The sequence below is a fragment of the Stenotrophomonas sp. GW821-FHT01H02A genome, from assembly GCF_059422145.1.
In genome coordinates, this window is the sequence record NZ_JBWKWI010000002.1 from 365287 (window position 1) to 390750 (window position 25464).

The following is a 25464-nucleotide window of genomic DNA, read 5'->3' on the forward strand; positions in this document are numbered from 1 at the left end:
GGTTGCAGGCAATCCTCCAGCCACCCTGACACTACGCTTACCAATGCTTCGCGTTGCCTGCACGATGCAAGGGCAACCATGGGGATGTGAATACTGTCCCCTCCCCTGCTCCGTCCGATGCATCTTCCCGTTCCCGCTGGCGCTGGCGTCGTCCCGGCAAGCGGGGGCAGCGGTGGTTGGCGATCCTGGTGTTTCTGTTTGCGGCACTGTTGATCCTGATCGCGTTGTGGGATTGGAACTGGTTCAAGGGGCCGGTGGAACGGGCGGTGCAGGCCAAGACCGGGCGGGAGTTCCATATCAATGGGGATCTGGATGTCGATCTGGGCCGGGTGACGACGGTGCGGGGCGATGGGCTGACGTTCGCGAATGCGACGTGGGCCAAGCAGCCGCAGATGGCGACGGCGGACCGGGTGGAGATCGATCTGCGGGTGTGGCCGCTGCTGCGCGGGCAGGTGCGGATTCCGGAGATCCGGCTGACGCGCCCGGATCTGCTGCTGGAGACGGCGCCGGGGAAGAATCAGCCGGGCAATTGGGATTTCCTCGGGCCCAGTGAGGGTGACCCGCCGGTGCTGCAGCGGTTGCTGATCGAGGATGGGCGCCTGCAGTTCCAGGATGCCGCAGGTCGGACGGATGTGCTGGTATCGCTCAACAGCGGCAAGCCGCGCGATCGGGACAGTGGTCCGCCGCTGCTGGTCAAGGGCAAAGGGCACTGGCAGGGCAATCCGTTCTCGCTCGATGGCAATACCGAGTCGCCGCTGGAACTGACCAACACCGGGCATCCGTTCCGCATCCATCTGGACGGGCGCGCGGGGAGTACCCATGCGATCGCCAGCGGGACGCTGACCAATCCCTTCCAGCTGCGGGTGTTCGATCTGGAGCTGATGCTGAGCGGGCAGGACATGCAGGATCTGTTCCCGCTGATCGGCGTGGCAATTCCGTCCACGCCACCGTACAAGCTCAATGGCCGGCTGAAGCGCAACAATGCGGTGTGGCGCTATGAGCATTTCACCGGTACCGCGGGTGACAGCGACCTGGGCGGTACCGCGCAGATCGATGTCAGTGGTGAGCGGCCGTTCCTGACCGCGGACCTGGTGTCCAAGCGCCTGGACTTCGATGATCTGGCCGGCTTCATCGGCGCACCGCCGAAGACCGGTGCCGGCGAATCGGCCAACGCCGAGCAGAAGGCGAAGGCGGCCGCGCTGGCCGCCAGTGCCAAGGTGCTGCCGGACACCCCCTACAATCTGTCCAAGCTGCGCGCGATGGATGCCGACGTGCGCTGGAAGGCGCAGCGGATCAATTCGCCGACGCTGCCACTGGATGACATGGATGCCCACCTCAAGCTCAATGACGGCTTGCTGCGCCTGGAGCCATTGAACTTCGGCGTGGCCGGCGGCGACATCCGCAGCACGATCCGCATGGATGCGCGCAAGCAGGCGATCTCCACGCAGTTGCAGGCCACCATCCGCAAGGTGCAGCTGGGCAAGCTGTTCCCTGATGCCAAGCTGGCCGAGCAGGCCTCCGGCGGCATCAGTGGCGACGTCAAACTGACCGGCCAGGGCAACTCCATCGCGGCGATGCTCGGCAGTTCAGATGGCACCGTGGCGGTCGGCGTCGGCCGCGGCCATGTCGGCAACCTGATCATGGAACTGGCCGGGCTGGATGTGGCCGAATCGCTGAAGTTCCTGTTCACCGGCGACAAGCAGATTCCGTTGCGCTGCGCGTGGGGCGACTTCGGGGTCGACAATGGCGTGATGCAGTCGCGCTCGCTGGCCTTCGACACCACCGATACGTTGATCCTCGGCGAAGGCAAGGTCGATCTGAAACAGGAGCAGCTGGACCTGCTGCTGCGTCCGCGCCCGAAGGACATGAGCATCCTGGCGCTGCGCTCGCCGCTGCGCATCGGCGGCACCTTCAAGGATCCGTCGTTCCGCCCGGACTTCAAGGCGCTGGGCATCCGCGGCGCGATCGCGTTGGCGCTGGGCAGCATCGCCCCGCCTGCGGCGCTGCTGGCGACGATCGAAACCGGCCCGGGCGAGGACAGCAACTGCGGTGGTCGCTACGCCAAGTAGGCACAAGGCCTCGTCAGCGCGACGCTGCGCGGCCAGTGCCGACGGCGCGGCGGATCGCCCGCCGCCGGCAGCCCCGCTCAGCCGGCGACGATGTACTGCTGCAGTTGATCGAGTTTCTGCGCTTGTTCGTCGATCACTGCCTTGACCAGATCGCCGATCGAGATCACGCCCAGCACGCCCGTGCCATCGACCACCGGCAGGTGGCGGATGCGGTAGTCGCTCACCAGCTGCAGGCAATGCTCGACCTGCTCGCCCGGTGCGACGGTGACGACCTTGGGGGTCATGATCTCGCGGACTTCGGTGGTGCGCGACGAGCGCTCGTGCAGCACGATCTTGCGTGCGTAATCGCGCTCGGAAAGGATGCCGACCAGGTGCCGGCCCTCCATCACCAACACCGCGCCGATGCCCTTTTCGGCCATCAGCCGGATCGCGTCGATCACCGCCGAGGTCGGGGTGACGGCGAATACCTCAGGGGACTTGCCTTCCAACAGCTGTCGTACCGTGGTCATCTCGCTGCTCTCCACCGATGGGATGTACGGCCGAGTCTGCCACGAACGGGGGCCGCCAGGTGTCAATCAGGTACAGCGGGCGCTGTTTGGATTCCTCGTACAGGCGGCCCAGGTATTCACCGATCAGGCCCAGCGCAATCAGCTGGATGCCCCCCAGGAACAGGATCACCGCCATCATGGTCGGCCAGCCCGCGACGCGATCGCCGTACAGCGCCGCCTTGAGCACCACCAGCAGCGCGAAGACGAACGCGAACGTCGCGGCCGCCAGGCCCAGATAGGTCGTCACCCGCAGCGGCGCGGTCGAGAATCCGGTGATCCCTTCCAGCGCGAAGTTCCACAACCGCCAGAAGCCGAACTTGCTCTCACCGACCAGCCGCGCATGGCGGTGGTAAGGCAGGGCCTTGCGGCGGAAGCCCACCCAGCCGAACAACCCTTTCATGAACCGGTGACGCTCGCGCAGCTGACCCAGGGCCCGCAGCGCGCGTGGCGAGAGCAGGCGGAAATCGCCGGTGTCCGCCGGGATCGGCGTCTTGGACAGCCGTCCGATCACCCGATAGAACGCCTTGGCGGTCGAGCGCTTGAGCCAGCTTTCGCCGTCGCGCACCAAGCGGGTGCCATAGACGTTGTCATACCCCTGCTGCCAGAACGCGACGAACTCGGGGATCAACTCCGGCGGATCCTGGCCATCGGCATCAAGGATCATCACCGCGCCGTCGTCAACGAAATCCAGGCCCGCGGTGAGCGCGGCCTCTTTGCCGAAATTACGCGACAGGCGCAGCACGCCGACGCGGGGATCGGCCGTGGCCAACGCCTGCATGACCGCCCAGGTGGTGTCGGTACTGCCGTCGTCCACGTACAGCACGCGGCCGTCGATGCCTTCCAGTCCCTCCAGCACCGCGCGCAGGCGCGGATGCAGCATCGGGAGTGCGAGCGCTTCGTTGTGCGCGGCGACGACGACCGTGAGGCGTGGACTGTTCATGCGGCGATTGTAGCGTCAGCCAATCACGTACATGAATGCTCACTCTTCGCCGAGGTATGCCCCGCCGCCGAGCTGCCGCGCCTGCCGCTGGATCCATGCCGCACGGCGCTGCACGTACGGGCCGGGCTTGGCCGCGCTGTAACGGCGCGGCGACGGCAGCACTGCCGCCAGCCGCGCACTTTCGGCGGGGCTCAGCCGCGCGGCATCCTTGTTCCAGTACTGCCGGGACGCCGCCTGCGCGCCATAGATGCCGTCGCCGAACTCCGCGATGTTGGCGTACATCTCCAGGATCCGCGACTTTGGCCACAGTGCCTCGATCAGGACCGTGTACCAGACCTCCAGCCCCTTGCGGATCCAGCTGCGGCCCTGCCACAGGAACAGGTTCTTGGCGACCTGCTGGCTGATCGTGCTGGCGCCGCGCAGGCGCCCGCCACGCGCGTTGTGGTCACGCGCCTTTTCGATCGCCTGCAGATCGAAACCGTTGTGCTCCGGGAAACGCTGGTCCTCGGCAGCCACCAGCGAGATGGGCAGGCTCGCCGCCATCTGGTCCAGGTCGCGCCATTGATAGTGCAGCCGGTAGCCCCAGTCGCCCTGCCCCAGGGCTTCGCCATAGCGCCACAACATCACACTGGAGACCGGCGGGTCGATGAAACGCAGGACCAGCACCTGCAGCACGCTGAACCCGACGAAGAGGACCGGCAGCCACAGCAGGCGCTTCCAGCGCCCGCGGCGCCGCGGGGACGGTTCCAGATCCGGTTCGACCTTGAGGTTGCTGCGCTCTGCCCCCATTACTGGTGCATCCTTTACTTGCACTGTTGTCGGCGCATTATCCGGCAACCGGCACTCCTTTCGCGCAGCCACCGAACCGATGACCGCCCAATCCGACTCCCTTGTCCGCTTCCTGCTCCCCGATGCCGGCGTCCGCGGCGTGCACGTGCACCTCGATGACACCTGGCGCGAGATCCTGTCGCATGCGGTCTATCCGCCCGGTGCCGCCGAGCTGCTCGGCGAGGCCAGCGTGGCCTCGGCACTGTTCACCGGCCACACCAAGGTCGATGGTCGCCTGTCGATCCAGTTGCGCAGCAACACCGCGATGCGCACCCTGTTCGCCGAATGTACCGCGGCCGGTACCCTGCGCGGCATCGTCCAGCTGGCCGAGGGCGGTGGCGATGCTCCCCGCGACCTGACCGCGCTGGGCGAGGATGCGCTGCTGGCGATCACCATCGAGAACCCCGGCCTGGACCCGCGCGAACCGCAGCGCTACCAGAGTCTGGTCGGCTTGACCGCCGCCGGCCTGGATGAGGCGTTCGAAGACTATTTCCGCCAGTCCGAGCAGCTGCCGACCCGACTGCTGCTGGCCGCCGACGGCACCCGCGCGGCGGGCCTGCTGCTGCAGAAACTACCCGGCGATGAAGGCGATCAGGACGGCTGGTCGCGGGCCAGCGCGCTGTTCGAGACCCTCGGCAAGCAGGAGCTGCTCGAGGTGCCCGGCCACGATCTGCTGCACCGCCTCTTCCATGAGGAGAGCCCGGAACTGTTGGGCGACAAGGCCCTGCGCTTTGCCTGCTCGTGCTCGCGCGAGCGGGTGGCAGGGATGCTGCAGTCCATCGGCGAAGAGGAAGCGCGCGCTGCGGCCGAACCGACCGGTGCGGTGGAAGTGCATTGCGAATTCTGCGGACAGGAGTATCACTTTCCGTTGACGGAATTCGACATACTGTTCCGCGAGCTGGATGTTTCCTCACCGGCACCTGAACGACTTCAGTAATCTTGGCAAGCGTTTTGTTCTGGGGAGAACCAAGACTTGTTAAGAAATCATAAACGCCCTAGGATCAATGTCCCGCTTCGGCGGGAACTTGTGTTCACTGCGCTTGTCTGAGAGTTCCCATGCATTCCCTTCTGCGTCTACCGCTGGCCCTGATGATCGCCCTTGGCGCGATCTCGGGCGCGCATGCGCAGGCCAAGGGCAAGCAGGACGGGACCGTGTTGCCGGTCTGGAACAAGGGCAGCGGCAAGGTCGAAGCGCTGTTGTACCTGGAACCCACCGGCGAACAGGCCGTGGGCGCCCGCTGGCATTTCGGGCGCAGCTCGCTGGACGCGGCCTTCGGCCTGTCTTCGGGTGATTCGCTCGGCCTACTGTGCAACAGCAGCCGCGGCACCAGCATCAGCGGGTTGGCCAGCCATTGCATGCTGGCCACCCTGGGCGACGACGAAGACAACACGCTCAGCCGCCGCGTCAGCGGTACCGCCGCCTTCAACCGCCCCGGCGGCCGCGTCGGCATCACCGCCGGCAGTGGCCGGGATACCCTGCCCGCCTGGCTGGCCGGCCCGAACAAATCGCCGTCGCTGCGTGCCGAACAGAACGATCTGACCGTCTTCGGGCAGAAGAACATCGGCCGCGAGGGCTTCGTGTCGATCGGCGGTACCTACGCCAAGGCCCGCCTGGTGCCGATCGCGGACGCCTCGCCGGCCATCGTCGACCGCTGGGACAGCAAAAACCTCACCATCGGCGCCGGCTACGGCAACTTCAGCGGCAACATCATCGGCCGCGTGGTCGATGTGCCGGGCCAGCCCGGCAAGTGGGAGGGCCTGGGCGTCGGCCTGACCTGGCGGACGCCCTGGAGCGGCCAGCTCACCGTGGGCGCGGAGAACGTGGTCACCCGCGGCAAGAACCCGTTTGCCCCGCGCAACGAGAGCACTGACGAAGGCACCGTGCCTTACGTCCGCTACGAACAGGATCTCTGAGTCTTCCCAGCGTGGATATCCCGCGGTAGACCAAAGGCGCGCCAACCGGCGCGCCTTTTCTGTATGTACGCCAACTGGCCTGACCCGACACCATCAGGTTCGTTGGATGAATACGCGTGCAGATACAGATAGTCACAATTCGATGCAAAAGAAATCAACACACTCCGTTAACAAGCGAGACAGCGCAGCAAATCTAAACCTGCAAACGCTTGCCTCATAAGGACTTTGCCGAATTTCACATAACTCACATACTTCATTAACAAGGCTTTAATTCTTGGTGATTGGAAGTTACTATCCAGTCAGCTTCGCGACTTGAGGACGCCTTTCGCCCTCCCCCGCCGAAGCCAACTACGCGATGTAACCAAGCCCACTTGGAGAGAGAGAGCCAATGAACTGCAAGACCACCAAACTGCGCGACGCAGTTGTGCTTGCCCTTGTGTTCGGTGCCGGCAGCGGCACCGCCGTGGCACAGGATTCCAGCCCGACCAACCTTGACCGCATCCAGGTTACCGGTTCGCGCATCCGCTCGGTCGACCTGGAAACCCAGCAGCCGGTCCTGACCCTGACCCGCGAAGCCATCCAGCAGACCGGCCGTACCAACGTCGCCGAAGTGCTGCAGCAGATCGCCACCAACGGCGCGGCGATCAACACCCAGTTCAACAACGGTGGTGACGGCTCGGCCGGCGTCGATCTGCGCAACCTGGGTTCCTCGCGCACCCTGGTGCTGGTCAACGGCCGCCGCTGGGTGCAGGCCCTGGACGGTACCGTCGACCTCAATACGATCCCGACCGCCATCGTCGAGCGCATCGAAGTCCTCAAGGACGGCGCCTCCTCGATCTACGGTTCGGACGCCATTGCCGGCGTGGTCAACATCATCACCCGCGACAATTTCAACGGCGGTGAAGCCCACGCGTACTACGGCCAGTTCAGCAAGGGCGATGGCGAGCGCCAGGCCATGGACCTGACCCTGGGCACCTCCAACGACCGCAGCAGCCTGGTGTTCGGCGCCAGCTACGTGAAGGAAAAGCCGGTGATGGCCGGCGCGCGCAAGATTTCGCGCGATCCCGTGTACGGCCTGGGTGCTTCGCAGTACAGCGGCCAGACCGCTTCGGGCGGTTACTGGGATCTCACCATCGATGATGTGCCGACCGACGACTACGACCGTTGGAGCGACCTGGCCGGCGATGATGCCACCGCGGATCGTATCGGCCTCGTCCGTCGCGTCGTCAATGACGGGGCGGCCGGCAACAACCTGGCCAATTACCACGACTTCAGCGCTGCCGACGCGTACAACTACGCCAAGGACAACTACCTGCGCACCCCGCAGGAACGCAAGTCGATCTTCCTGCAGGGCCGTTACGACCTGACCGATTCGATCGCCATCCGCACCGACGCCCTGTACAACCAGCGTCTGTCGGCACAGCAGCTGGCCGGCTTCCCGCTGAGCGCCGGCAGCTACATGAACGGCGACCAGGGCCTGTCGGCGGACAGCTACTACAACCCGACCAAGGGCACCGACAATCCGCACGAGCTGAACTGGAACCGTCGCCTGGTCGAGCAGGACCGCTACTACGAGCAGGACGTCAAGACGTTCCATTGGTATGGCGGCCTGGAAGGCTCGTTCCAGTTCGCGGACCGGTTCTTCAACTGGGATGCGGGCATGAGCTACAACGTGTCCGACCAGATCGACACCCAGGTCGGCGACGTCAACATGGGCAACCTGTACACCGCCACCGGCGCGTCCTTCATGGACACCGACGGCGTGGTCAAGTGCGGTACCCCGGGCGCGGTGATCGCCGGCTGCGTGCCGTTCAACCCGCTCAGCAGCGCCGGCAACATGCCGCAGGATCAGCTGGACTACATCCTGTTCAACGCCAAGGACAAGTACCAGAACAAGTCCAAGTCGTTCACCGCCAACATCTCCGGCGATATCGTCGAACTGCCCGGCGGCATGATGGGCTTCGCGGCCGGCGTGGAAAAGCGCAAGGAATCGGGCTACGACATGCCCGACGCGTTCGTCTCGGCCGGCCTGAGCTCGGGCAACGGCCGCCAGCCGACCTCCGGTGCCTACGACCTGACCGACGTCTACCTCGAACTGGCCGTGCCGCTGCTGAAGGATCTGCCGGGTGCCAAGCTGCTGGAAATCAGCGCCGCCACGCGTCGCTCGGACTACAGCAACTTCGGTGACACGCTGAACAGCAAGTTCGGCTTCAAGTGGAAGCCGATCGAAGACCTGATGTTCCGTGGTAACTGGGCCGAGGGCTTCCGCGCTCCGTCCATCTCCAACCTGTTCGGTGGCTCGGGCCAGTCCTACGACACCTATGGCGATCCCTGCTCGAACGACAGCCCGTACATCGGCACGGCGTCCGTGGCAGCACGCTGCGCCGCCGCCGGCATTTCGCCCAACTACCAGCAGCGCGAAGGCTACGGTTCGCAGACCTCCTGGCCGTTCGACTGGAAGTCGAACACGGAGCTGAGCCCGGAAACCTCGACCTCCAAGAGCCTGGGCATCGTGTACAGCCCGAGCTTCGTGCGTGGCTTCGACGTGTCGCTGGACTGGTGGAAGATCAATATCAAGGACGTGATCAGCCGCCCGACCGCCGACTACATGCTTGACCAGTGCTATGTGGAAGGCAGCGCCGGCTGGTGTGAAGTGCTCGCCGATTCGGGCCTGACCCGCAATGCGCTGGGGCAGATCACCTACATGGCCCGCTACCTGCAGAACCTGGGCGAGCTGGAAGTGGAAGGCTACGACCTGACGCTGCGCTACTCGCTGCCGGATACCGCCTACGGCTCGTTCTCGTTCGTGTGGGACAGCGTCTACATGGCCAACTATCGCCAGAAGGCCACCCCCGAATCGGATTGGGATCCGTCCGAAGTGGGCACCTACACCCGCGACACCCCGGTCTGGCGCATCCGCTCCAACCTGACGGCGAACTGGTCGTACGGTGACTTCGGCGCGAGCTGGACCGTGCGCTACTTCTCGGGCCTGACCGAAAACTGCAAGTACCCGGGCACGGCGTCGCTGTGCAGCGATCCGGACCACATCGGCGTGGGTGGCCGTGCCGATCCGCAGAACCACCTGGCGGCGACCACGTACCACGACCTGCAGCTGCGCTACAACGTGCCGTGGAATGGCACGGTGTCGGTGGGTCTGAACAATGTATTCGCCAAGGAACCGCCGGTGGCCACCCAGGCCTTCGCGAACTCCTTCGACTACCAGTACGACACCCCCGGGCGCTACATGTACATGGAGTACCGTCAGCGCTTCTGATCGCAGCTGATCGCGATCGGATGGTTTGAACGACGGCCCCGAAAGGGGCCGTCGTCTTGTATGCCAACGGCATCGAGAACAGAAAAGGCCGCGTTTCCGCGGCCTCTTGATCTGCATCGGCGGGCGCCGATCAACCCAGCGGAATCAATGTCTCGATCACATGCTCGACATAGGCCTCGAAATCCTCGCGGGCCTGCTTGGGCTGCCGCAGCTGCAGCGACAACTGCAGGAAGCCGACGTAGGCCGCGTAGGCCAGCCGGGCACGATGCTGCGCGTCGGTACGGCTCAGGCCGGCCTGGCGGAACGAGGCGACCAGATACTCCAGGCGACGATGCGACACACGGTCGATGACCGGGCGCACCATCGGGTGATCCAGCGCCTTGAGCAGTTCGCTGTAGACGATGTGCGGCTGCACTTCGTGCGCGACCACCTGGAACAACTGGCGAAGCCGCACGCGCGGATCGGTGACGTCGGCCAGGCTGCCGAACACCTGCTCCTGCTCGAACAGTTCCCAACGCTCCAGCGCGGCCTGCAGCAATGCGTCGCGCGAGGGGAAGTGCCAGTAGAAGCTGCCCTTGGTGACACCGAGACGACGCGCCAACGGTTCCACCGCGACCGCGCCCACGCCTTGTTCGGCAATCAGATCCAGTGCGGCCTGGGCCCAGTCTTCGGCACTGAGGCGGCTGTTGCGGCCGGCACGTGGCTCGCCGGCGGAAGCTTCGGGTTCATTCATAGGTGGATTTAACCATACGCCGGGGTTGGTTGCAGTATGTGAATCAGCAGAAGCGCGCGTCCCGCCTGCTGGCACAAGGGATGCGCCCACCATACTCCGAAGTATTGACATCGCACAGGGCAGGTCCATACTAGCGAGTATGGTCACTCCTTCTTCTACCCTGCCCCGTTTTGACGATGAGCGACTGACCGGCGCGCATGACGCCGTGCTCGCCGCGACCCGTTCACGCCCGGGACGCCGCGGCACCGTGCTGTTCGCCCACGGCTTCGGCCAGACCCGGCACGCCTGGAATGCCACCGCGGGCGCGCTGGTCGAGGCCGGTTTCCAGACCCTGGCCTACGACGCGCGCGGCCATGGCGACTCGGACTGGAACGCGGCCGGATTCCCTTACCACGGTGAGCAGTTCGCCGATGATCTGATCGTGCTGGCCGGCGAACAACCGCAGCCGCCGATCCTGATCGCCGCCTCGATGGGCGGTCTGTTCGGGCTGCTCGCCGAGTCGCGTTGGCCGGGCCTGTTCTCGGCGATGGTGCTGGTCGACATCACGCCGCGCTGGGATACCGCCGGGGTCGAAAAAATCCTGATGTTCATGACCGCGCATCCGGACGGCTTCGCATCCCTGTCGCAGGCCGCCGACGTGATCTCCGCCTACCTGCCGCACCGCCCGCGCAAGTCCGAAGATGCCTTGCGCGCGCTGCTGCGCGAGGACGGTCACGGCCGTTGGCGCTGGCACTGGGACCCGCGCCTGGTCGCCGAACTGGCGCGTGACAGCGAACAACACCAGGGCGCACTTGCCGATGCGGCGCGCCAGGTGAAATGCCCCCTGCTGCTGGTCAGCGGTGGGCGCAGCACCCTGGTCACCCCGCAGACGGTGGCCGAGTTCCTGGCGTTGGTGCCACATGCACGCCACGTGCAGCTGCCGGAGGCCACCCACATGGTCGCCGGTGATGACAACAACGCCTTTACCGCTACTGTGTTGGACTATCTGGACGTGTTGCCCTCGGCCTCCGCCGTCGCATCGTCCGCCATTACCGAGCACGTCACCGGAGCACGCTCATGAGCATTGTCGTTCCCTTCCTCGTCGTCCTGCTGGCAGGCACGTTCGTCGCCTACCACCGGATGCGCCTGATCACCTGGACGATCATCAGCGTCGTGCTGCTGGCCGCCTGCTGGTTCATCCCGTACGTCAACCAGACCGCCACCATCGTCGCCGCAGCCATCGTCGCCGTCATCGCGGTGCCGCTGCTGCTGCCCTTCATCCGCAAGCCGCTGCTGACCGCGCCGATGATGAAGGTGTTCCGCAAGGTGCTGCCGCCGCTGTCGCAGACCGAGCGCATCGCGCTGGAAACCGGTTCGGTTGGTTTCGAAGGCCAGCTGTTCACCGGTGATCCGGACTGGAACATCCTGCTCAACTATCCCAAGCCGCAGCTCACCGCCGAGGAACAGGCCTTCCTGGATGGCCCGGTCGAAGAGCTGTGCAGGATGGTCAACGATTGGGAAATCACCCACGTCCATGCCGATCTGCCACCGGAGCTGTGGAGCTTCATCAAGAAGAACAAGTTCTTCGGCATGATCATTCCGAAGGAATACGGCGGCCTGGGCTTCAGCGCGCTGGCCCACCACAAGGTGATCCAGAAGCTGGCCTCGGTGTCGAGCGTGGTCAGCTCCACCGTCGGCGTGCCGAACTCGCTGGGCCCGGGCGAACTGCTCAATCATTACGGCACCCAGGAACAGAAGGACCAGTACCTGCCGCGCCTGGCCGATGGCCGCGAAGTGCCCTGCTTCGGCCTGACCGGCCCGTTCGCCGGTTCGGATGCCACCTCGATCCCCGATTACGGCATCGTCTGCAAGGGCGAGTGGAACGGCGAGCAGGTGCTGGGCGTCAAGCTCACCTTCGACAAGCGCTACATCACCCTGGCCCCGGTGGCCACGCTGATCGGCCTGGCCTTCCGCATGTACGACCCGGATGGCCTGATCGGCAGCACCCGCGACATCGGCATCACCCTGGCCCTGCTGCCGCGCGACACCGCTGGCGTGGAAATCGGCCGTCGCCACTTCCCGCTCAACTCGACCTTCCAGAACGGCCCGATCCGCGGCAAGGATGTCTTCATCCCGCTGACCCAGCTGATCGGTGGCGCCGAGAAGGCCGGCAAGGGCTGGAACATGCTCAACGAGTGCCTGGCCGTGGGCCGCTCGATCACCCTGCCCTCCACCGCCAGTGGCGGTGCCAAGGCCGGTGCCGTGGTGACCGGTGCCTATGCACGCATCCGCAAGCAGTTCGGCCTGTCGGTCGGCCGCTTCGAGGGTGTCGAAGAAGCACTGGCCCGCATCGGTGGCAAGGCGTACGCGATCAGCGCGCTGTGCCAGGCCACGGCGGCTGCGGTGGACCGCGGCGACGTGCCGTCGGTGCCCTCGGCCATCGCCAAGTACCACTGCACCACCATGAGCCGTGAAGTGATCTCGGACGTGATGGATGTGATCGGCGGCAAGGGCATCATCCTGGGGCCGCGCAACTTCGCCGGCCGCAGCTGGCAGGCGGCGCCGATCGCGATCACCGTCGAAGGCGCCAACATCATGACCCGCAGCCTGCTGATCTTCGGCCAGGGTGCGATCCTGTGCCACCCGTGGGTGCTGAAGGAAATGAAAGCCGCGCAGGATCCGGACACCCGTGCCGGCCTGCAGGAGTTCGACTGCAGCCTGTTCGGCCACATCCGCTTCGGCATCTCCAACGCCGTGCGTTCGTTCTGGTTCGGCCTGACCGGTGCCCGCTTCGGCGCCGCCCCGGGTGATGCCTATACCCGCCGTTACTTCCGCAAGCTGGACCGCTACTCGGCCAACCTGGCGCTGATGGCCGACATCTCGATGATGACGCTGGGCGGCAAGCTGAAGTTCAAGGAATCGCTGTCCGGCCGCCTGGGCGATGTGCTGAGCCACATCTACATGACCAGTGCCATGCTCAAGCGTTACCACGACGAAGGCGCACCGGCGGCCGACCAGCCGCTGCTGGCCTGGGCTTTCCATGACAGCGTGCACAAGATCGAAGAGTCGCTGTCGGCGGCGCTGCGCAACTTCCCGATCCGTCCGATCGGCTGGCTGATGTGGGCGCTGATCTTCCCGTTCGGCCGTCGTGCCGAGGCCCCGGGCGACCGCCTGGGCCACCGCGTGGCCGCGCTGCTGATGGCACCCAACGAAGCCCGTGACCGTCTGGCCAGCGGCGTCTTCCTGACCCCGTGCGAGAACAACCCGGGCGGCCGCATCAACAGCTACCTGTCCAAGGCGATCATGGCCGAGCCGGTCGAGCGCAAGTTCATCAAGGCGCTCAAGACCAAGGGCATCGAGGCGCTGGACTTCGTCACCCAGCTGGACGAAGCCGTGGCCGAAGGCGTGATCACCCAGGACGAGCGCACCCTGCTCGAAGAGCTGCGCACGCTCACCCTGGAAACGATCACCGTGGACGATTTCGATCCGGAAGAGCTGCGCTCGGCGGGCTACTACAAGCGCCAGCAGAAAGACGCGCAGTCGCAGGCCGCGTGATCCCGGCCACCATGTAGACGACAACGGCGGACTTCGGTCCGCCGTTTTCTTAGGGAGACCCCCGATGTCCGCTCCACTGCTCACCCTGTATCGCCGCATGCAGCGCTGGCCCGCCGGCAACTGGCTGTTCTCGCGCGCGGTGTGCTTCAAGGCGCCCTATTTCGCCAGCATCGCCCCGCGCATCACCCTGCTCGAGCCAGGCCGCTGCGAAGGGCGCATCGCGCACCGGCGCAAGGTCACCAACCACATCGGCACCGTGCATGCGATCGCGCTGTGCAACCTGGCCGAACTCACTGCCGGGCTGATGGTGGACGCATCGTTGCCCAAGGGCATGCGCTGGATCCCGAAGGGCATGGAGGTGCAGTACCTGGCCAAGGCGACCGGCACGCAGCATGCCGTGGCCACGCCGGAGCAGCCGATCGTGGCGGCCGGGATCGGCTACGCGCTGCCGGTCAGGGTGCAGGTGCGCGATGACGCCGGCACGGCGGTGTTCGAGGCCCGGATCGCGATGTGGGTGTCGCCGCTCAAACGTTGATCATTGGCGCGCACGCAGGCAGCCCCCCATGGGGGGCTCCAGCGCCGGGGTCAGGCGGGGACCATCCACCACGCGGCCACGGCCAGGATCGCCGGCACGGCCTGGATGAAGAAGATCCGCTTGTTGACGCTGTACGCGCCGTAGCAGCCGGCCACGATCACGCAGCCCAGCATGAAGTTCACCAGCATCGGCAGGTGATCGAACAGGCCCCAGAACAGGCCGGCGGCGAGGAAGCCGTTGTACAGCCCCTGGTTGGCCGCCAGCACCCGCGTGGTCTCCGCCTTTTCCGGCGTATTGCGGAACGTCTTCAGGCCCAGCGGCCGGGTCCACAGGAACATCTCCAGGACCAGGAAGTACACGTGCAGCAGGGCGACCAGCAGGGTCAACGACAGCGCGATCCAATACATGGGCAGGCTTCCAGAACGTAATGCGGGCAGCTTACTCCGGGCGCTCGCCCGGCAGCTTCTTTTCTTCCTGCAGCAGGCCGAGGGCTGCGATGGTCATCGCCCCGGCCACGACCAGCCCACCGACGAACACAATGTGCGAACCGAACAGGGACAGCCCCTTGTGTACCCAGGCGAAGGTCAGGTCCGCACCACGGTAGACCACGGTGTCGATCGCCGCGCCGGCCTTGTAGCGCCACTGGCGGTCCACACGGGTGTAGATGGTCTCGCGCGCCGGCTTGGCCAGTGAGAATTCGCTGGCGCGGGTCATCACCTGGACCATCGCCACCATCAGCGGCAGCGGCGAGGCGGCCAGGATCGAGAACCCGATGATGATGGCGACACCCGGAATCAGCAGCGCCGGGGCGATGCCATACCGCGACAGCAACCAGCGCGTGAAGCCCAGCTGCACGATCAGGGTCAGGGTGTTCACCGCCAGGTCCACGCGCGAGAAGAACGCCGTGCTGGCGGCTGCGTCGGGGTACAGGCGGCGCACGATCGAGGCCTGCTCGTTGTAGAGCATCGTGCCCACGCCCACGCCGAACAGCACCATCAGCGCCAGCCAGCGCAGCATCGGCTCACGCACGATCAGCTTCAGGCCATCGAACACGCTGCCGCCCATCGGCGTTTCGCCGGAGACCAGCTGCCGCTCCTGTTCGCGAGCCACCGCCCACAGCCGCAGCCGCCAGACGCAGCCCAGGCAGACCAGCAGGAACCCGGCCGAGACCAGCATCAGGTTGGCGATGCCGACCCGCTGTACCAGCGTCGAGGTGATGATCGGCCCCAGGAAGGCGCCGATGGTGCCAGCCGCGCCGAGGTAGCCGTAGTACGCGCGCGCCTCCACGTTGGAGAACACGTCGGCCATGAAGCTCCAGAACACCGCCACCGCGAACAGGTTATAGACGGTGATCCAGAAGAAAAATGCCATGCCCCGCCCCGGCACGCCGGTCTCGAACATCACGTAGAAGCCGAGCAGCGTGACGATGAAGAAGCCATACACGGCCGGGAGGAACACCCGGCGCGGGAAGCGGCTCACCAGCAGGCCGTACAGCGGCTGCAGCACCAGCATGATGAAGAACACGCAGGTGAACAGAAACTGCAGCACGAAGTCCTGCAGGGCGATCCCATGTCCGGCGAACCACTGGATCAGCGGCAGCGGGAACACCGTCTGCAGGTCGGAAGAGGCCGCCATCGCCTCGCGCACCGGGCGCAGCACGTAGTAGCCGCTGAGCAGGCAGAAGAAGTAGATCGAGGCCCAGATCAGCGGCGGCGAACGCCGCCAGGCGCTGAGCATGCCGCTGGCCGCCGTGCCGGTTCCGGCCGCCGCGGTCATTGCCCGCTCTCCGCGGACAAGGGGCGTTGCAACGGCAGCATGGGGAAAACTCCGGGCGTCGAAGCGCGCAAGGTAAACGATGCACCGCAACATCGCCAGCGTTGGACGCGGCCACCGGCGCAACGCTGCGTGGCCGACGGCGCGGCCCCTGCCCGGCGCAACCTGCCTTATGCTCGGCGGGCACCCCGTCCAGGAGCGGCATGTACGACTACATCGTCATTGGGGCCGGCTCGGCCGGCTGTGTGCTGGCCAACCGGCTCAGCGAAGACCCGGCCTGCCGGGTACTGCTGCTGGAAGCGGGTCCGGCCGACACCAATCCGTTGATCCACATGCCGGCCGGACTGGCGCGGCTGGTCAACAACCGCCGCATCAACTGGAACCTGGAGACCGAACCGGACGCCGGGCTGGACGGCCGTCGGCTGTGGTGGTCACGCGGCAAGGTGTTGGGCGGATCAAGCTCGATCAATGCGATGTGCTACGTGCGCGGCGTGCCCGCCGACTACGACGGCTGGGCAGCGGCCGGGGCCACCGGCTGGGGCTGGGAGCAGGTGCTGCCCTGGTTCCTGCACGGCGAGCGCAACAGCCGCGGTGCCAGCGCGCTGCATGGCGATGCCGGCCCGCTGTGGGTGTCCGACCTGCGCCACCACAACCCGCTCTCGGCCGCTTTCATCGCGGCCGCGCAGCAGGCCGGCCACGCCCATAACCCTGACTTCAATGGCGACCAGCAGCTCGGTGTGGGCCTGTACCAGGTCACCCAGCGCGAGGGCGCCCGCTGCTCAAGCGCGGACGCCTACCTGCGGCCTGCGCGCGGCCGTCGCAACCTGACGGTGCTGACCGGCGCACGGGCCGTTGCGCTGAGCTTCGATGGCACCACCGCCACCGGCGTGCACTATCGGCGCGGCGGCCACCACCTGCACGCACGCGCGGACGCGGAGGTGATCCTCAGCGCCGGTGCCATCCACTCCCCGCACCTGCTGATGCTGTCCGGCATCGGCGAGGCGGACACGCTGCGCTGCCACGGCATCACGCCACGCGTGGATCTGCCCGGGGTCGGCCGCAACCTGCAGGACCACCTGGACATCTGTACCGTCGTGCACACCGGCCCTGGCGTCAGCTACGACCGCAGCAGCGAACTGCGCATCGCCATCGACTACTTCCTGCGTGGCCATCGCGGTGCCGGCACCAGCAACCTGGCCGAGGCCGGGGGGTTCGCGCGCTCGTCGCTGGCCGCCGATGCCCGCGCCGACGTGCAGTTCCATTTCGTTCCGGCGATGCTCGACAACCACGGCCGCCATCGCCTTCCCGGCGATGGCTACACCCTGCATGCCTGCCCGCTGCACCCCCGCAGCCGCGGCCAGCTGCGCCTGCGCGACGCCGACGCGCGCTCGGCGCCGCGCATCCACCCCAACTACCTGGGCGATGCGGACGGCCATGACCTGAAGCTGATGCTCGAATGCGCGCGCCTGGCGCGCACGATCCTGGCCCAGCCCGCGTTCGACCGTTGGCGTGGTGCGCCGGTGTTTCCCCCGCGCGACGATCTGGATGACACCGCCCTTGAAGCCTTCATCCGGGCCAAGGCCGAGACCATCTACCACCCGGTCGGCACCTGCGCGATGGGGCAGCATCACGAGGCCGTGGTCGATCCGACCCTGCACGTGCATGGCACCGAGCGGCTGCGGGTGGTGGACGCTTCGGTGATGCCCACTCTGATCAGCGGCAACACCAATGCCCCGACAATGATGATCGCCGAGCGCGCCGCGCACTGGATCCGGGCCCCGGCAGCTGGCTGAACAGGCGTGCGCCGACGCCCGCCGGGCACCGCCGCCCGGCGCAGGCCGCGATCGGCAAAATCCACACGTTTTCAATGCGATACGCATTCATCTTCGATTCGTTTGTGCAATCGCGAAAAGCGGCGCTAGAATCGGCCACAGCAGTCGCGCACGGGCACCCATACGATGAACCAGAACAACAGGCGCCGACCGATCCGTTCGGCGGCCACCGGGTTGTTGGGCATGTTGATGCCCATCGCCATGTCTTCCACCGCGCAGACCCCTGCGGTCACGCCGGCCGCGTTCCCGGTCAACATCGAGGAATCGGCGCCGGTGGCGGCACCGCACACCCAGCCTGCCGCGTATCGCACCACGCCGGCCGGCCTGAAAGTGCAGCCGCCCGCACAGGGCTTCAATGTCGCCGCGATCGAATCGATGGCGCAGCAGCTCACCTACGGCGAGCGCGTACCGGGCATGGCCGTGGCCATCGTCCAGGGTGGCCGGGTGCTCAGCGCGCGTGGCTACGGCGTCACCGACGTCAACAACCCGCAGCAGGTGGATGCCCACACCGTGTTCCGCCTGGCCTCGTTGTCCAAGGCCTTCGCCGGCACCATGGCCGGCCTGCTGGTCAACGACGGTACGCTGCGCTGGGACAGCAAGGTCACCGACTACGTCCCCGGCTTCCAGCTCAGCACGCCCGAAGCGACCGAGCGCCTGACCGTGGCCGATCTGCTCAGCCACCGCGTCGGCCTGCCCTACAACGCCTACGACCGCGACGTCGAAGCCAACGCCGAGTACTACACGCTCACCCACAAGCTCGCCGCGACGTCGCTCAAGTGCCTGCCCGGCGACTGCTATGCGTACCAGAACGTGGCCTTCAGCCTGATCGGCGACGTCGTGTACGCCGCCTCCGGCAGCTTCTACGAACAATCCGTCGAGCGCCGCCTGTTCAAGCCGCTCGGCATGGACGACGCCAGTCTCGGCCTGGCGGGCATCCAAGCCAGCTCGCGCTGGGCGCGACCGCACGTGCGCAGCCGCAACGGCTGGGTCGCCCTGACCCCCAAGCCGACCTACTACCGCCTCGCCCCGGCCGCCGGCGTCAACGCCAGTGCCAGCGACATGGCGCAGTGGCTGCTGGCCCACACCGGCCATCGCCCCGACGTGCTGCCTGCGCCGCTGCTGGCCACGCTGCACGCCAGCCTGATCAGCACCCCCGGTGAAATGCGCTCGGGCTGGCGTCGCGAGCGCCTCAACTCGGCCGGCTACGCCCTTGGTTGGCGCACCTTCGATTACGCCGGGCATGAAGTGGTCTTCCACGCCGGTGCCGTCCAAGGCTATCGCGGCCTGGTCGCGCTGGTACCCGAGCGCGATCTCGGCATCGCCATCATGTGGAACGGCGAAAGCACCCTGCCCAGTGGGCTGCTGCCGACCGTCCTCGACCAGGCGATGGGCCTGCCGACCCAGCGCTGGCTGGACGTGGACACCGACTTCGGCAGCGACAACCTCATGGCCGAAGACGCCGCCCCGCAGGGCAAGCGCAAGGGTGTCTCGTCGAACCGCGCCGTCGCCTCCCCACGCTGATCCGCGCAGAGCGTGGCATCGAAAAAGGCGGCCGGATGGCCGCCTTTTTTTGTGGTTTTTTGGGCATTGCCCATAAAAAAACTCCTTCCCCGCTGGGCTGCCAGGGAAGGAGTCTCAGGTACGGCTATCGGGAAAAACTCAGATCAGCGGTGCCGGGGTTGCCGGCAGCGCGACCGGCGCGGCCTTCTTCTTGCGAACGGCCGGCTTGCGCTTTGCAACCTTCTTCACTGCCTTCTTCGCGGATGCCTTCCTGGCCGGAGCCTTGCGGGCAGTCGCCTTCTTGGCGGTGGCCTTCTTGGCTACCTTGCGGGTGGCCTTCTTGGCGGTCTTCTTGGCAGCCTTCTTCGGAGCGGCTTTCTTGGCTACCTTGCGGGTCGCCTTCTTGGCCGTCTTCTTTACCGCCTTTTTCGCGGTCTTCTTGCTGGCTGCCTTTTTTGCAGTCTTCTTGACGGCCTTCTTCGCCGTCTTCTTCACTGCCTTCTTCGCGGTCTTCTTGGTCGCGGCCTTCTTTGCCGTCTTCTTCACGGCCTTTTTCGCCGTCTTCTTTACGGCTGCCTTGCGGGCGGTCGCCTTCTTGGCCGCCTTCTTCACCGTCTTCTTGGCAGCGGCTTTCTTCGCTACCTTCTTCACGGCCTTCTTGGCAGTCGCCTTCTTAGCGACCTTCTTGGCTGCCTTTTTGGCGGCCGGCTTTTTCTTCGCAGCTTTCTTGGTTGCCATGGGATGGCTCCTCGTCAGTGATCTATGGAGTGGAAACGCCCAGGTAAAGCAAACCCGCCGTTGCTGCGTCGCGGGGACCGCCGTCGCGTCATGCGCGTCGTGACGGATACGGTGATACCCGCCGCATGTGGCCAGGCAGGTATCGAAGAGGAAAGGAACTTGCGGTTCGCCGGAGGAAGCGAAGCCATCTCCACCGTCATCGGACGCGAGGTGGATGTCCAGGTTGTGCTTCGCGACTTGATGTCGATTCTGCTCACTCTGTTCGCAGGCAAGGTCTGCTGAGGCGAAACCTAATCACGCTTTTTTTGACTGTCAACAACCCCGGCGAAAAATTTTCACGCCAGCGCCTTGCCACGCCCCCCTCGGCACGCCCGCCCTCGACCCGGCAAACGCACCACGCCACCGCCGCCGCGTACGCTCTGCGCACGCGGGCGTCGCCAACGCTGAAAAGAAAAACACTTAAAAGAAGCACTTTCGTGTCGCGACATCGCAACATCGCGGTGCGTGTGGCGGCATGCCCGTGCATACGCAATGCGCGACGACACCGCTCGCCGGACTCCCCGTGCGCCCCTTAAACGGACCGCAAAACTTTTCACATCCGCCCACGCTTTTTTCGACCTGATTCGCGCAACTGCGCAAACTTTTGACCGCCCGGCACCGACGCGTTCGTCCCCGACGTTCGCTCTCGAACGTCGTCGCGCGCCGACATCCATGCCTCATCGGTGCGCCATCGGGTCGTCCTCGCGGACCAGATCACCCGTGCGCATCGACACCGAACCGATCGTCATGAGCCGCTCGTCGCCACCATTACCGAGCACGCGCGCGCACTACAATCCTCACGCACTGCTAACGCTGTCGCCGCACCCCCGGCGAACGGGCAAAAAAAAACGGCCGCACCCGGCGGCCGTTCTTCTGCAGGCGCGGCGATCAGTGATCGTCGTTTTCCAGCAGCTCGGCGTAGTCGTCCGGACCCAGCAGGTCGTTGACTTCGTCCAGGCCGGCCACTTCGACGACATAGATCCAGCCGTCGCCGTAGGCGTCTTCATTGATGGTTTCCGGCTTGTCGCTCAGGGCCGAATTGACCTCGACCACCGTGCCGGTGATCGGGCTGTACACGTCCGAGGCAGCCTTGACCGACTCGACCACCGCAGCCTGTTCGCCGGCCTTGACCTCCTGGCCAACCTCCGGCAGTTCAACATAGACCAGGTCGCCGAGCAGGCCCTGGGCATGGTCGGAAATACCGACGGTGACGCGGCCATTGCCTTCAACGCGCGCCCACTCGTGGGACTTGAGGAATTTGAGGTCGCCGGGGATCTCGCTCATGGGACTGCTCCGAGGAATATCAGGGGGGTCAAGAAACGGGGGTAGTGTAACCAACCGGCGCGGACGCGGACGCATCCGCACCGGGTAAAGCACGGCATCAGCCGTCGATCAGCACACCGGGCTGGGCCTGGCCTTCGCGCACGAACGGGAACTTCACCACGCGCACCGGAACCTGCTTGCCGCGGATGTCCACGCGGACGTCGCCCAGTTCGCCGCCCGGCACGCGGGCGAATGCGATGCCCTTGCCCAGGGTCGGCGAGAAAGTGCCGGACAGGATCTCGCCTTCGCCGCCGGCGGTAAGCACCACCTGGCCGTGGCGCAGCACGCCCTTCTCGTCCATCACCAGGCCGATCAGCTGGCGGGCGTTGCCGGCCGCCTTCTGGGCTTCGAGCACGTCGCGCCCGATGAACTGCCGCCCTTCGTCGAGTGCCACGGTCCAGGCCAGGCCGGCTTCATACGGGGTGATCTCTTCGTCCATGTCCTGGCCGTACAGATTCATGCCCGCTTCCAGGCGCAGCGTGTCGCGTGCGCCCAGGCCGGCCGGACGAACGCCGGCATTGCCCAGCGCGTTCCAGAAAGCGACCACGGCGGTCTGCGGCAGCAGGATCTCGAAACCGTCCTCACCGGTGTAGCCGGTGCGGGCCACGAACAGCGCGGTGCCGTCGGCGGTGGTGGTTTCCAGCGCGGCGAAACGGCCCAGCTTTTCCAGCGCGGCGCGGTCGCCCTCGCCGAGCAGGCTGATCACCCGCTCGCGCGCGGTCGGCCCCTGCACCGCGATGATGGCCAGGTCTTCGCGCTCGATCACCTCCACGTTGAAGGACGCTGCCTGCTCGCGGATCCAGGCCAGGTCCTTTTCGCGGGTGGACGCGTTGACCACCATGCGGAAGAAGTCGTCGGCCATGTAATAGACGATCAGGTCGTCGATCACGCCGCCGCGGGCATTGAGCATGCACGAGTACAGCGCCTTGCCCGTGGCCTTGAGCTTGTCCACCGAGTTGGCCAGCAGCGTGCGCAGGAACGGCTTGACCTGCTCACCGCGCAGGTCGACCACGGTCATGTGGCTGACGTCGAACATGCCGGCATCGCTGCGCACCAGATGGTGCTCGTCCAACTGCGAACCGTAATGAATGGGCATGTCCCAGCCACCGAAATCGACCATCTTGGCGCCGAGTGCGCGGTGGGTATCGTTGAGAAGCGTCTTCTGGGTCATGACCGGTTCCGGGGGAATGAAGGCAAGCCGTCATTATCCCAGAACCGTCTTCACAACGCCTGCGGCGGTGCGGGAAAAAGCGCGGATCAGGCCTGCTGCACCTTCAGCGTCATGCCCTCCACCGCCACCACCCGCACCGGACTGCCGGCCGGCAGATCGGGACCGGCGACGACCCAGAAGGCGTCGTCGACCTTGGCCCGGCCCTTCCCGGCGACGATGGCCTGGTCGAGCACGACCACCCGTCCGACCAGCTGCTCGGCGCGGCGGTTCAACAGCGGCTGGTCGCTCTGGCGATCGTGCGACCGGCCCCAGCGCCGGTAGCACTGGATCGAGACCACGCTGAGCACCACGAACGCGACCACCTGCCACAGCAGCGGGATGTCGGCGAACACCGCGACCAGCACGAACACCGCGGCCGCACCGATCCCGATCCACAACATGAAGGCACCGGGCGCGAGCGCCTCCGCGGCGAACAGCACCAGTGCCAGCGCGCCCCAGGCCACCACTTCCCAGCGCATGTCAGCCTCCGATCCGCGGCGGCACGCCGCGCGTGGCTTTCTTCTCTTCCTGCTTGGCGAACGCTTCGCGGGCCAGTTCGGCGACGCCGGCGATCGAGCCGATCACCCCGCTGGCCTCCATCGGCATCAGCACCAGCTTCTGGTTCGGCGAGGTCGCCAGTTCCTTGAATGCCTCCACATACTTCTGTGCGATGAAGTAGTTGATCGCCTGCACGTCGCCCTGGGCAATCGCCTCGGACACCATCGTGGTCGCCTTGGCCTCGGCCTCGGCCAGGCGCTCGCGTGCCTCGGCATCGCGGAAGGCGGCCTCCTTGCGGCCCTCGGCCTCCAGCACCGTGGCCTGCTTTTCGCCTTCGGCGCGCAGGATTTCGGACTGGCGCGAGCCCTCCGCTTCCAGGATCTGCGCACGCTTCTCGCGCTCGGCCTTCATCTGCCTGGCCATCGCATCGAGCAGGTCGCGCGGCGGCTGGATGTCGCGGATCTCGATGCGGTTGACCTTCACGCCCCACGGATTGGTGGCATGGTCGACCACGCTCAGCAGCTGGGCATTGATCACTTCGCGCTGGCTCAGCGATTCATCCAGGTCCATCGAGCCGATCACGGTACGGATGTTGGTCTGCACCAGCGCGATCATCGCCACCTCCAGGTTGGCGACCTCGTAGGCCGCCTTGGCGGCATCGAGCACCTGGAAGAACACCACCCCGTCCACGCGCACGGCGGCGTTGTCCTTGGTGATCACTTCCTGGCTGGGCACATCCAGCACCTGCTCCATCATGTTCACCTTGCGGCCGACCCCATAGACGATCGGGATCAGGAAGTGCAGGCCGGGCGACATGGTGTGGGTGTAGCGGCCGAAGCGCTCCACCGTCCATTCGTAACCCTGCGGCACCATCCGCACGGCCTTGAACAGGATGACGACGGCCACGAAGGCCAGCACCAGCGAGAACAGCATGGTCGGAAACATCAGGTCACTCCCTTTCCCCGGATTCGTAGGTCCGAGTATAGCCACGCCATCTTCACGCCGGCGTCGGGAAGTGGCCTGGATCGCGGTCAGGCAGGATCAGGCGCTGCGCGGGGCGAACATGATCACCATCATCCCGGCCAGGCACAGGCCGACGCCCAGCAGGTCCCAGCGGCTGGGGCGGATGCCATCCACCAGCCACAGCCACATCAGCGCGGTGCCGATATAGACCCCGCCATAGGCGGCATAGACACGGCCGCTGGCGGCCGGATGCAGGGTCAGCAGCCAGGCGAACACTGCCAGGCTGGCAGCGGCCGGCAGCAGCAGCCACGCGCTGCCGTCCTTGCGCAGCCACAGCCACGGCAGGTAACAGCCGACGATCTCGGCCACGGCGGTCAGCACGAACAGCAGCAGCGTTTTCACGGCGGGTGCTCGTCCGCCTTGGCCTGCTGCCAGAGCGCTTCCTGCGCGTCCAGATCGAGCGCGGCCATGGCTTGCCCGGCCGCGTCGGCCTGGGCTTCCATCGCGCGGAAGCGCCGTTCGAATTTCTGGTTGGCCTGCCGCAGTGCGGCGCCGACGTCGACCTTGGCGTGACGGGCCAGGTTGGCGCAGACGAACAGCAGGTCGCCGAGTTCTTCCTGCAGGCGTGCGTGGTTTTCCTCGACCGGGCCGCGCGCGAATTCGGCGGCGACCTCGTCCAGTTCCTCGCGCACTTTGTCCATCACCGGCGCCGGCCCCGGCCAGTCGAATCCGACCCGTGCCGCACGGGCCTGCAGTTTCACCGCCCGCTGCCATTCCGGCAGCCCGCGCGAGATGCCGGCCAGCGCCGAGGTATCGGTGTGGCCCTTGGCGGCGCGTTCGGCGCGCTTGATCGCCTCCCAGTTGCTGTTGACGTCCTCGGCACCGTCCACCTGGACCTCGGCGAACACGTGCGGGTGCCGGCGTTCCATCTTGTCGCTGATCGTACGGGCGACATCGGCGAACGCGAACGCGCCCTGCTCCTGCGCCATCTGCGCATGGAAGACCACCTGCAGCAGCAGGTCGCCGAGTTCATCCTTCAGATCGTCGAGGTCGCCGCGATCGATCGCATCGGCGACCTCGTAGGCTTCCTCGATGGTGTACGGGGCGATGCTGGCGAAATCCTGCTGCAGGTCCCACGGACAGCCCTGCTGCGGGTCGCGCAGGCGCGCCATGATGCCCAGCAGGCGGTCCAGTTCGGGGGTGGCAGGCATCG

The 25464-nt window shown here is 66.1% G+C and carries 23 protein-coding genes; 10 read left to right on the plus strand and 13 right to left on the minus strand.

All coding sequences use genetic code 11. The features are described 5' to 3' along the window. Positions 1–86 precede the first annotated feature (86 nt). Complete coding sequence (locus AC07WC_RS04990; RefSeq protein ID WP_495209014.1) at positions 87–2069, plus strand: AsmA family protein; 1983 nt, start codon at positions 87–89, stop codon at positions 2067–2069. A 77-nt stretch (positions 2070–2146) separates the two neighbouring features. Here the strand turns inward: AC07WC_RS04990 and AC07WC_RS04995 are convergent, their stop codons facing one another. From AC07WC_RS04995 to mtgA, 3 genes are read right to left on the minus strand one after another with little or no spacing between them, the layout of a single operon-like run. Next, complete coding sequence (locus AC07WC_RS04995; protein ID WP_495209015.1) at positions 2147–2578, minus strand: CBS domain-containing protein; 432 nt, start codon at positions 2576–2578, stop codon at positions 2147–2149. After that, on the minus strand, positions 2538–3557 hold the full coding sequence (locus tag AC07WC_RS05000; protein WP_495209016.1) for a glycosyltransferase family 2 protein: 1020 nt from the start codon (positions 3555–3557) through the stop codon (positions 2538–2540). The genes AC07WC_RS04995 and AC07WC_RS05000 overlap by 41 nt, the downstream gene beginning before the upstream one ends. A gap of 39 nt (positions 3558–3596) precedes the next feature. Further along, positions 3597–4346, minus strand: coding sequence for a monofunctional biosynthetic peptidoglycan transglycosylase (gene mtgA, locus AC07WC_RS05005; RefSeq protein ID WP_495209017.1), 750 nt, complete (start codon positions 4344–4346; stop codon positions 3597–3599). A 79-nt stretch (positions 4347–4425) separates the two neighbouring features. Between mtgA and hslO the strand changes: the two genes are divergently transcribed. The 3 genes from hslO (at position 4426) to AC07WC_RS05020 (ending at position 9573) form a co-directional block, all read left to right on the plus strand. Further along, positions 4426–5322, plus strand: coding sequence for an Hsp33 family molecular chaperone HslO (hslO, locus tag AC07WC_RS05010; protein WP_495209018.1), 897 nt, complete (start codon positions 4426–4428; stop codon positions 5320–5322). 152 nt (positions 5323–5474) lie between these two features. Then, entirely contained in the window at positions 5475–6299 is an 825-nt protein-coding gene (locus AC07WC_RS05015) for an XOO1806 family protein (RefSeq protein WP_495209118.1), read from the plus strand. Between the two features lie 388 nt (positions 6300–6687). Further along, positions 6688–9573, plus strand: a complete 2886-nt coding sequence (locus AC07WC_RS05020; protein WP_495209019.1) for a TonB-dependent receptor domain-containing protein — start codon at positions 6688–6690, stop codon at positions 9571–9573. Between the two features lie 130 nt (positions 9574–9703). On the opposite strand, the gene AC07WC_RS05025 is transcribed toward AC07WC_RS05020, so the two are convergent. Continuing rightward, positions 9704–10306: a TetR/AcrR family transcriptional regulator gene (locus AC07WC_RS05025; protein WP_495209020.1), complete on the minus strand. Its 603-nt coding sequence runs from the start codon at positions 10304–10306 to the stop codon at positions 9704–9706. Positions 10307–10445: 139 nt separating this feature from the next. Here AC07WC_RS05025 and AC07WC_RS05030 point away from each other — a divergent pair, with 139 nt between their 5' ends. The 3 genes from AC07WC_RS05030 (at position 10446) to AC07WC_RS05040 (ending at position 14375) form a co-directional block, all read left to right on the plus strand. Beyond that, entirely contained in the window at positions 10446–11366 is a 921-nt protein-coding gene (locus AC07WC_RS05030) for an alpha/beta fold hydrolase (protein ID WP_495209021.1), read from the plus strand. After that, on the plus strand, positions 11363–13840 hold the full coding sequence (locus AC07WC_RS05035) for an acyl-CoA dehydrogenase (protein WP_495209022.1): 2478 nt from the start codon (positions 11363–11365) through the stop codon (positions 13838–13840). Before AC07WC_RS05030 ends, AC07WC_RS05035 begins: the two co-directional genes overlap by 4 nt. 64 nt (positions 13841–13904) lie before the next feature. Then, positions 13905–14375 (plus strand): hotdog fold domain-containing protein, encoded by a 471-nt coding sequence (locus AC07WC_RS05040; RefSeq protein ID WP_495209023.1) that lies wholly within the window; start codon positions 13905–13907, stop codon positions 14373–14375. 50 nt (positions 14376–14425) lie between these two features. Here the strand turns inward: AC07WC_RS05040 and AC07WC_RS05045 are convergent, their stop codons facing one another. Continuing rightward, positions 14426–14782, minus strand: coding sequence for a DUF1304 domain-containing protein (locus AC07WC_RS05045; RefSeq protein ID WP_495209024.1), 357 nt, complete (start codon positions 14780–14782; stop codon positions 14426–14428). Between the two features lie 31 nt (positions 14783–14813). After that, positions 14814–16151, minus strand: a complete 1338-nt coding sequence (locus AC07WC_RS05050) for an NTP/NDP exchange transporter (RefSeq protein ID WP_495209025.1) — start codon at positions 16149–16151, stop codon at positions 14814–14816. A 200-nt stretch (positions 16152–16351) separates the two neighbouring features. Here AC07WC_RS05050 and AC07WC_RS05055 point away from each other — a divergent pair, with 200 nt between their 5' ends. Both AC07WC_RS05055 and AC07WC_RS05060 read left to right on the plus strand, forming a co-directional pair. After that, entirely contained in the window at positions 16352–17941 is a 1590-nt protein-coding gene (locus tag AC07WC_RS05055) for a GMC family oxidoreductase (protein WP_495209026.1), read from the plus strand. 165 nt (positions 17942–18106) lie between these two features. Then, positions 18107–19501, plus strand: coding sequence for a serine hydrolase domain-containing protein (locus AC07WC_RS05060; RefSeq protein WP_495209027.1), 1395 nt, complete (start codon positions 18107–18109; stop codon positions 19499–19501). Between the two features lie 138 nt (positions 19502–19639). Here AC07WC_RS05060 and AC07WC_RS05065 read toward each other — a convergent pair whose 3' ends face one another. After that, on the minus strand, positions 19640–20218 hold the full coding sequence (locus AC07WC_RS05065; protein ID WP_495209028.1) for a hypothetical protein: 579 nt from the start codon (positions 20216–20218) through the stop codon (positions 19640–19642). 90 nt (positions 20219–20308) lie between these two features. Between AC07WC_RS05065 and AC07WC_RS05070 the strand changes: the two genes are divergently transcribed. After that, a complete protein-coding gene (locus AC07WC_RS05070) occupies positions 20309–20500 on the plus strand; it encodes a hypothetical protein (RefSeq protein ID WP_495209029.1) in 192 nt (63 codons plus the stop codon). 645 nt (positions 20501–21145) lie between these two features. On the opposite strand, the gene gcvH is transcribed toward AC07WC_RS05070, so the two are convergent. The 6 genes from gcvH to mazG form a co-directional block, all read right to left on the minus strand. Further along, positions 21146–21541: a glycine cleavage system protein GcvH gene (gene gcvH / locus AC07WC_RS05075; RefSeq protein WP_495209030.1), complete on the minus strand. Its 396-nt coding sequence runs from the start codon at positions 21539–21541 to the stop codon at positions 21146–21148. 97 nt (positions 21542–21638) lie between these two features. After that, entirely contained in the window at positions 21639–22751 is a 1113-nt protein-coding gene (gene gcvT / locus AC07WC_RS05080) for a glycine cleavage system aminomethyltransferase GcvT (RefSeq protein ID WP_495209031.1), read from the minus strand. An 86-nt stretch (positions 22752–22837) separates the two neighbouring features. After that, positions 22838–23269: an NfeD family protein gene (locus AC07WC_RS05085; RefSeq protein WP_495209032.1), complete on the minus strand. Its 432-nt coding sequence runs from the start codon at positions 23267–23269 to the stop codon at positions 22838–22840. A gap of 1 nt (position 23270) precedes the next feature. Then, positions 23271–24233 (minus strand): SPFH domain-containing protein, encoded by a 963-nt coding sequence (locus AC07WC_RS05090; RefSeq protein WP_046272684.1) that lies wholly within the window; start codon positions 24231–24233, stop codon positions 23271–23273. Positions 24234–24329: 96 nt separating this feature from the next. Continuing rightward, complete coding sequence (locus AC07WC_RS05095) at positions 24330–24653, minus strand: YnfA family protein (RefSeq protein WP_495209033.1); 324 nt, start codon at positions 24651–24653, stop codon at positions 24330–24332. Continuing rightward, the gene (gene mazG, locus AC07WC_RS05100) at positions 24650–25462 is read right to left on the minus strand and encodes a nucleoside triphosphate pyrophosphohydrolase (RefSeq protein WP_495209034.1); all 813 of its coding nucleotides are present in this window, start codon (positions 25460–25462) and stop codon (positions 24650–24652) included. The genes AC07WC_RS05095 and mazG overlap by 4 nt, the downstream gene beginning before the upstream one ends. Positions 25463–25464 lie beyond the last annotated feature (2 nt).

Coding starts and splice junctions, on each gene's coding strand:
- AC07WC_RS05015 (WP_495209118.1), top strand. CDS start 5,475: ATGATCGCCCTTGGCGCGATCTCGGGCGCGCATGCGCAGGCCAAGGGC.
- AC07WC_RS05065 (WP_495209028.1), bottom strand. CDS start 20,218: ATGGCAACCAAGAAAGCTGCGAAGAAAAAGCCGGCCGCCAAAAAGGCA.
- AC07WC_RS05055 (WP_495209026.1), top strand. CDS start 16,352: ATGTACGACTACATCGTCATTGGGGCCGGCTCGGCCGGCTGTGTGCTG.
- AC07WC_RS05020 (WP_495209019.1), top strand. CDS start 6,688: ATGAACTGCAAGACCACCAAACTGCGCGACGCAGTTGTGCTTGCCCTT.
- AC07WC_RS05070 (WP_495209029.1), top strand. CDS start 20,309: ATGCGCGTCGTGACGGATACGGTGATACCCGCCGCATGTGGCCAGGCA.
- AC07WC_RS05045 (WP_495209024.1), bottom strand. CDS start 14,782: ATGTATTGGATCGCGCTGTCGTTGACCCTGCTGGTCGCCCTGCTGCAC.
- AC07WC_RS05085 (WP_495209032.1), bottom strand. CDS start 23,269: ATGCGCTGGGAAGTGGTGGCCTGGGGCGCGCTGGCACTGGTGCTGTTC.
- AC07WC_RS05030 (WP_495209021.1), top strand. CDS start 10,446: ATGGTCACTCCTTCTTCTACCCTGCCCCGTTTTGACGATGAGCGACTG.
- AC07WC_RS05060 (WP_495209027.1), top strand. CDS start 18,107: ATGAACCAGAACAACAGGCGCCGACCGATCCGTTCGGCGGCCACCGGG.
- AC07WC_RS05000 (WP_495209016.1), bottom strand. CDS start 3,557: ATGAACAGTCCACGCCTCACGGTCGTCGTCGCCGCGCACAACGAAGCG.
- mazG (WP_495209034.1), bottom strand. CDS start 25,462: ATGCCTGCCACCCCCGAACTGGACCGCCTGCTGGGCATCATGGCGCGC.
- gcvT (WP_495209031.1), bottom strand. CDS start 22,751: ATGACCCAGAAGACGCTTCTCAACGATACCCACCGCGCACTCGGCGCC.
- AC07WC_RS05050 (WP_495209025.1), bottom strand. CDS start 16,151: ATGACCGCGGCGGCCGGAACCGGCACGGCGGCCAGCGGCATGCTCAGC.
- mtgA (WP_495209017.1), bottom strand. CDS start 4,346: ATGGGGGCAGAGCGCAGCAACCTCAAGGTCGAACCGGATCTGGAACCG.
- AC07WC_RS05025 (WP_495209020.1), bottom strand. CDS start 10,306: ATGAATGAACCCGAAGCTTCCGCCGGCGAGCCACGTGCCGGCCGCAAC.
- hslO (WP_495209018.1), top strand. CDS start 4,426: ATGACCGCCCAATCCGACTCCCTTGTCCGCTTCCTGCTCCCCGATGCC.
- gcvH (WP_495209030.1), bottom strand. CDS start 21,541: ATGAGCGAGATCCCCGGCGACCTCAAATTCCTCAAGTCCCACGAGTGG.
- AC07WC_RS05040 (WP_495209023.1), top strand. CDS start 13,905: ATGTCCGCTCCACTGCTCACCCTGTATCGCCGCATGCAGCGCTGGCCC.
- AC07WC_RS04995 (WP_495209015.1), bottom strand. CDS start 2,578: ATGACCACGGTACGACAGCTGTTGGAAGGCAAGTCCCCTGAGGTATTC.
- AC07WC_RS05035 (WP_495209022.1), top strand. CDS start 11,363: ATGAGCATTGTCGTTCCCTTCCTCGTCGTCCTGCTGGCAGGCACGTTC.
- AC07WC_RS05090 (WP_046272684.1), bottom strand. CDS start 24,233: ATGTTTCCGACCATGCTGTTCTCGCTGGTGCTGGCCTTCGTGGCCGTC.